Annotated in this window: 5 protein-coding genes and 1 pseudogene; all 6 read left to right on the forward strand. The window is 69.0% G+C overall.

Annotation, left to right across the window (positions count from 1 at the left end; translation table 11 throughout):
* The first annotated feature begins 386 nt into the window (after window positions 1-386).
* Window positions 387-1,064: a protein TolQ gene (gene tolQ / locus ACIKT0_RS11710; RefSeq protein WP_407105516.1), complete on the forward strand. Its 678-nt coding sequence runs from the start codon at window positions 387-389 to the stop codon at window positions 1,062-1,064.
* Window positions 1,065-1,068: 4 nt separating this feature from the next.
* The gene (tolR, locus tag ACIKT0_RS11715; protein WP_407105517.1) at window positions 1,069-1,518 is read left to right on the forward strand and encodes a protein TolR; all 450 of its coding nucleotides are present in this window, start codon (window positions 1,069-1,071) and stop codon (window positions 1,516-1,518) included.
* A gap of 3 nt (window positions 1,519-1,521) precedes the next feature.
* Window positions 1,522-2,748, forward strand: coding sequence for a cell envelope integrity protein TolA (tolA, locus tag ACIKT0_RS11720; protein WP_407105518.1), 1,227 nt, complete (start codon window positions 1,522-1,524; stop codon window positions 2,746-2,748).
* Between the two features lie 115 nt (window positions 2,749-2,863).
* Window positions 2,864-4,183 carry a Tol-Pal system beta propeller repeat protein TolB gene (gene tolB / locus ACIKT0_RS11725; RefSeq protein ID WP_407105519.1) on the forward strand — a complete coding sequence of 440 codons (1,320 nt, stop codon included), beginning with the start codon at window positions 2,864-2,866 and terminating at the stop codon, window positions 4,181-4,183.
* A gap of 776 nt (window positions 4,184-4,959) precedes the next feature.
* Complete coding sequence (gene pal, locus ACIKT0_RS11730) at window positions 4,960-5,475, forward strand: peptidoglycan-associated lipoprotein Pal (protein ID WP_407105520.1); 516 nt, start codon at window positions 4,960-4,962, stop codon at window positions 5,473-5,475.
* Between the two features lie 125 nt (window positions 5,476-5,600).
* A pseudogene (locus ACIKT0_RS11735) lies at window positions 5,601-6,070 on the forward strand (hypothetical protein); the annotation flags it as partial.

Consider the following 6,070-nt stretch of genomic DNA (forward strand, 5'->3'; position numbering starts at 1 on the left):
ATCTGCAGGCCCTGCTTCGGGACAGGCGACATCGTTTCGCTCCATGCGAAAGCAACGCCGGTTCCTGCGCGGGGGCGGGGGAAGCGACGAGCAGGAGCGTGGCGGCGAGCAGGAGGGGGCGGTGACGCATCCCGCGAGCCTATCAGGCCCGGCCGCGGCGGCCGTCGCCGCCGGGCAACAGGGGAGGGCGGTAACGCCGTATTAACCCTGACGGTTCATGAACGAAGCCGGATATGCGGGATCGGGTCGCAGTTTCAACACATTAACGCGCGACACGCGCCGTCGCTCCGAGCCTTGGGTCGAAGGATGCGGCGCCGGCGGCGGACATCGCCGCGTCGCGCCTCCCGTGAACGTGGCCGCGCACGGAGACTGGAGACGACCTGACGATGCATACCCCCGACATGTCGCTGTGGGGCCTGTTCCTGCAGGCCAGCATCATCGTGAAGTTCGTGATGCTCGGGCTCATCGCGGCCTCGATCTGGTGCTGGGCGATCGTCGTCGACAAGCAGCTGCTGTTCTCGCGCACCAAGCGGAACATGGACCGCTTCGAGAAGATCTTCTGGTCGGGCCAGAGCCTCGAGGAGCTCTACCGCTCGCTGGTCAACCGGCCCAACACCTCGATGGCCGCGCTGTTCGTGGCCGCGATGCGCGAGTGGAAGCGCTCCTATGAGGGCGGCGGCCGCTCGGTCGCGGGCCTCCAGCAGCGCATCGACAAGGTGCTCGACGTCACCATCGCGCGCGAGGTCGAGCGGCTGGAGTCCAAGCTGCTCGTGCTGGCGACCGTCGGCTCGGCGGGCCCGTTCATCGGCCTGTTCGGCACGGTGTGGGGCATCATGACCTCGTTCCAGTCGATCGCCGCCTCGAAGAACACTTCGCTCGCCGTCGTCGCGCCCGGCATCGCGGAAGCGCTGTTCGCGACCGCGATCGGCCTCGTGGCCGCGATCCCGGCGGTCATTTTCTACAACAAGTTCTCCAACCAGGTGACCCGCCAGGCGAGCCGCATGGAGGGCTTCGCGGACGAGTTCTCCGCCATCCTGTCCCGCCAGATTGACGAGCGGGCCTGACCCGATGGGCATGAGCGGCGCAGGCGGAGGATCAAGCGGCCACGGCGCGCGCCGGCGGCGGCGCAGCCATGTGATGTCCGACATCAACGTGACGCCGATGGTCGACGTCATGCTGGTGCTGCTGATCATCTTCATGGTGTCGGCGCCGCTGCTCACCGTGGGCGTGCCGATCGACCTGCCGCAGACCTCGGCCAATCCGCTGAACGAGGAGAAGGAGCCGCTCACCATCACGGTGAAGAACGACGGCGCCGTGTTCCTGCAGGAGACCCCGATCGACGTCGACGAACTCGCGCCGCGCCTCATTGCCATCACGAACTCGGGCTATGAGGAGCGCATCTATGTTCGAGGCGATCGCAACGTGAACTACGGCCAGGTGATGAAGGTGATGGGCACGCTGTCCTCGGCGGGCTTTCGCCGGGTCGCGCTCGTCACCGAGCTGGAGCAGGGGGGCTGACGCGTGACATTGCGTCCGGGCCTCATCTGCTCGTGCGCCGGCCACGCGCTGGTCCTCGCGTGGGGGCTCCTCAATTTCTCGTCCGCGAAGCCGTTTGACGTCGGCGCCACCGAGGCGCTGCCGATCGAGATCCTGACGCCTCAGGAGTTCGACGCGATGACCAAGGGCTCGAAGACCTCCAAGAAGGTCGACGCTCCCAAGGTCAAGGCGGAGAAGGTCGCCGAGGCCGATCCCGAGCCCGCCGACGACGATACGCCCGTCGCCAAGGAGGACGTGAAGGCGCCGCCGCCTCCGCCGGAGGCCGCGCCCGTCACCGCCGAGGCGCCGCCGAAACCGGAGCCCAAGCCCGAGCCGAAACCCGATCCGGAGGCCGCGAAGGCGGCGGCCGAGAAGGCCGCGCAGGCGGAGGCCGCCAAGGAAGCCGAGGCCAAGGCCGCGCAGGAGAAGGCCGCCGCCGACAAGGCCGCGAAGGCGGCCGCCGAGAAGGCGTCGCAGGAGAAGGCCGAAAAGCTCGCCCAGGCGGCCGAGGCCGAGAAGCTCGCCAAGGCCGAGGCCGAGAAAGCCGCCAAGGAAAAGGCGGAGGCCGAGAAGGCCGCCAAGGCCGAGGCCGACAAGGCGGCCAAGGAGAAGGCCGAGAAACTCGCCAAGGCGGAAGCCGAGAAGGTCGCCAAGGAAAAGGCTGAGAAGCTCGCCAAGGCGGAGGCCGAAAAGGCCGCCAAGGAGAAGGCCGAGGCGGCCGCCAAGGCCAAGGAGCGAAAGTTCGATCCGTCCAAGATCGCGAGCCTGCTCGGCGACAAGCCGTCGTCCAGCGACAGCGCCATGAAGGACGTGCGCGACGCGAGCCGCAAGGCTGCGGCGGCGCGCGAGACCTCGCCCGAGACCACCGCCGGCACCTCGCGCGGCACGGCGACCAAGCTGTCGATGTCGCAGCGCACCGGCATCGACAATGCCGTGCGCGAGCAGGTCATGCAGTGCTGGAACCCGCCCTTCGGCGCGTCGAGCGACGGCAGCCTCGCGGTGCGGGTGCATTTCACCCTGAACGCCGACGGCTCGCTGTCCGGCGGCCCGGAGGTCACGAACTCGTCCTCCAATCCCGCGTTCCGCGCCGCCGCCGACGCCGCGACCCGCGCGGTGCGGCGCTGCTCGCCCTTGAAGCTGCCCGCCGAGGCCTACGATTACTGGCGCCAGGTGAACATCAATTTCGACCCCAAGGACATGATGGGCGGATGACGGCGTTCCGACGTTCTCCGTTCCAGCCCGGCCGCCCCGGCCCGGCCTTTCATTCGCGACTGCGCTTCGTCGCCTTTTCATTCCGGCGCCAGCGCGCCTCATCCGGAAGAGCCTGATGACGCTTCTCCCCGCTCGCCTTCTTCGAGCCGCAGCCTTCGCCGCGCTCGCGGTCCTCGCCGCGGCGCCCTTCGCTCCGGCGCGCGCGCAGGTGTCGATCGACATCAACCAGGGCAACGTGCAGCCGCTGCCGATCGCGATCCCGGACTTCCTGGCCAATGGCAGCGATCCGAAGCTCGCCGCCGACATGGCGGGCGTCATCGCCGCCGACCTGCAGCGCTCCGGCCTGTTCGCGCCGATCGACAAGCGCGCCTTCATCGAGAAGATCTCGAATTTCGACGCCGCGCCGCGCTTCGGCGACTGGCGCATCATCAACGCGCAGGCGCTGGTCACCGGCCAGATCGTGCGGCAGGGCGACGGCCGGCTGCGCACCGACTTCCGCCTGTGGGACGTGTTCGCGGGCAACCAGCTGGAAGGCCAGCAGTTCTTCACCGACAAGAACTGGCGGCGCGTCGCTCATCTGATCGCCGACATGATCTATGAGCGGCTGACGGGCGAGAAGGGCTATTTCGACACCCGCATCGTCTATGTCGACGAGAGCGGCCCCAAGAACGCCCGCGTGAAGCGCCTCGCGATCATGGACCAGGACGGCTATGGCAGCCGCTTCATCACCTCCGGCAGCGAGCTGGTGCTGACGCCGCGCTTCAGCCCGACCAGCCAGGAGATCACCTACATGTCGTTCGGGCAGGGCGACCCGCGCGTCTATCTGCTCAACATCGAGACCGGCCAGCGCGAGGCGGTCGGCAACTTCCCCGGCATGACCTTCGCGCCCCGCTTCTCGCCGGACGGCCAGAAGGTCGCGATGAGCCTCGAGCAGGGCGGCAACGCGTCGATCTACGTGATGGACCTGCGCTCGCGCGCGACCACCAAGCTCACCGACTCCGGCTCGATCGACACCTCGCCCTCGTTCTCGCCCGATGGCTCCAAGATCGTGTTCGAGAGCGATCGCGGCGGCAATCAGCAGATCTACGTGATGAGCGCCTCGGGCGGCGGGGCGCAGCGCATCTCGTTCGGCGACGGGCGCTACTCGACCCCGGTGTGGTCGCCGCGCGGCGACCTGATCGCCTTCACCAAGCAGTCCGGCGGCAAGTTCGCGATCGGCGTGATGCGGCCGGACGGCACCGGCGAGCGCATCCTGACCGAGGGCTTCCACAATGAGGGCCCGACCTGGGCCCCGAACGGCCGCGTGCTGATGTTCTTCCGCGACGTCGGTCCGGGGCCGAAGATCTTCTCGATCGACATCACCGGCCGCAACGAGCAGCGCGTCCCGACTCCCGGCTTTGCCTCCGACCCCGCCTGGTCCCCGCTGCTGAACTGACCCCCTCTCGGCGCGGCCGCGACGCCGCCTCTTCTCCCTCCTCGCGGCGTGAGCCGCGGGGAGGGTGGCCCCTCGCGGCAGCGAGGGGCGGGTGGGGTCTTGGGCGTAGCGCGCAGACTGTCGTCCTCGCGCCTCCGACGAACCCGCCGCCCCGCCTCACCGTCATGCCCGCTTGCGGGCATCCACGACTTCCTTCTGCAACGCCCGCAAGAGAAGTCGTGGATACCCGCGCGAAGGCGCGGGCATGACGCGGAGGTTCGGGCGGCCCATTCTGAAAGCACCCCACCCGGCCGGGCTTCGCCCGTCCACCCTCCCCTCTGCGAGGGAGGGAGGACCCCTGCGTCCGGGCGCGACGCCTCTTCTCCCTCCTCGCGGCGAAGCCGTGGGGAGGGTGGCCTGGGCCGCAGGCCGAGGTCGGGTGGGGTCTTGGGCGTAGGCGGGGGCGCCGCAGCGCCACCATCAATCATCAGAGGCGGCGCGGCGTCCCCGCGTCTCCAGGCTGTTTGAACCAATGATGCGACGGCGAACTCCGCGGCTCGAGGCCGCCGGAGCGATGACGGCCGTCCGCGCGGGCTGTGTCCTTACGGACTCACACGGGCGCGGACTTTCCGCCGCCGCGATCGCGCCATGAAGCGGTCGCGTTCGCGCGGACAAGGTTAACGGCGCCGGCTTATGAAGATGCTGAAATAAACCCTTGTTTAAGCCTAACGGAACCTTCGGTTAAGGGGGAGAATGCTATGGATCGCGCAACCGACAGCCACAAGGAGTCATCGGGCATGTTGCGTACCATGCGTATCGGTCGGAGCGCGAAAATCGCCGTCGTGCTCTGCGCGGCGCTCGCTCTCGGCGCCTGCGCCAAGAAGCCGGGCGACGGCCTCGACGGCGCCAACGGGGCCTATGGGGCCGGCGGTCGCGGCGGCCCTCCCGGCAGCCAGCAGGATTTCGTGGTGAACGTCGGCGATCGCGTCTTCTTCGAGACCGACTCGACCGAGCTCACCTCCACCTCGCGCTCCACCCTCGACAAGCAGGCCCAGTGGCTGTCGCGCTATCCGCGCTACGCCATCACCATCGAGGGCCATGCGGACGAGCGCGGCACGCGCGAGTACAACTTCGCCCTCGGCGCCCGCCGCTCGCAGGTCACGCGCGACTATCTCGTGGCGCGCGGCGTGCCGGCCAACCGGATGCGCACGATCTCCTACGGCAAGGAGCGGCCGGTCGCGGTGTGCGACGACATCTCCTGCTGGTCGCAGAACCGGCGCGCCGTCACGCTGCTCGGCGGCGCCGGATCGTGATGATCCCTCGGTTCCGGCGGGCGCGCCTCTGGCGCCGCCCGCCGGAATCGGCCCTAATTCAGCCGAACTGCGAGCGTAGCGGCCTCATGACAGCCCTCGCGTCTCAGCCGGGATTCCCACTCAAGATGTTCGACGTCCTGCGCTCTTCGCCCGTCCGACGCTTTGCGCTCGGCGCCCTGCTGGCCTGTGTCGCGCCCGGCGACGCGGAGGCGCCGTCCTGGGTCGAGCAGCGCGTCAGCGGGCTCGAGCAGAAGCTCGCCTTCTTCGGCGAGCGGCCCGAGCGGCGCGGCGAGCCGAGCTATGTCCAGCCCGCGCAGTCGTCCTCGATGGCCGACATCGCGGTCCGGCTCGACCGGCTCGAGAACCAGATGCGCCAGCTCAACGGCCGGCTCGAGCAGCTCGAATTCCAGAGCCGCAAGAACGACGAGGCGCTGAAGCGTTTTCAGGGCGACGTCGACTACCGGTTCCAGGATCTCGAGAGCGGCAAGGGCGGCGGGGCGAAGCCCGGGGGGCGCAGCGACGCCGGTCCTGTTGATGCCCAGACGGGACATAGCATGAACGCCGTCGGCTGGCAGCGCACAAGGCGCCAGCTACC

Origin of the sequence: Hansschlegelia beijingensis (assembly GCF_045505405.1) — a bacterium.
Classification (GTDB): domain Bacteria; phylum Pseudomonadota; class Alphaproteobacteria; order Rhizobiales; family Methylopilaceae; genus Methylopila; species Methylopila beijingensis_A.

Coding starts and splice junctions, on each gene's coding strand:
- tolR (WP_407105517.1), top strand. CDS start 1,069: ATGGGCATGAGCGGCGCAGGCGGAGGATCAAGCGGCCACGGCGCGCGC.
- tolQ (WP_407105516.1), top strand. CDS start 387: ATGCATACCCCCGACATGTCGCTGTGGGGCCTGTTCCTGCAGGCCAGC.
- tolB (WP_407105519.1), top strand. CDS start 2,864: ATGACGCTTCTCCCCGCTCGCCTTCTTCGAGCCGCAGCCTTCGCCGCG.
- pal (WP_407105520.1), top strand. CDS start 4,960: ATGTTGCGTACCATGCGTATCGGTCGGAGCGCGAAAATCGCCGTCGTG.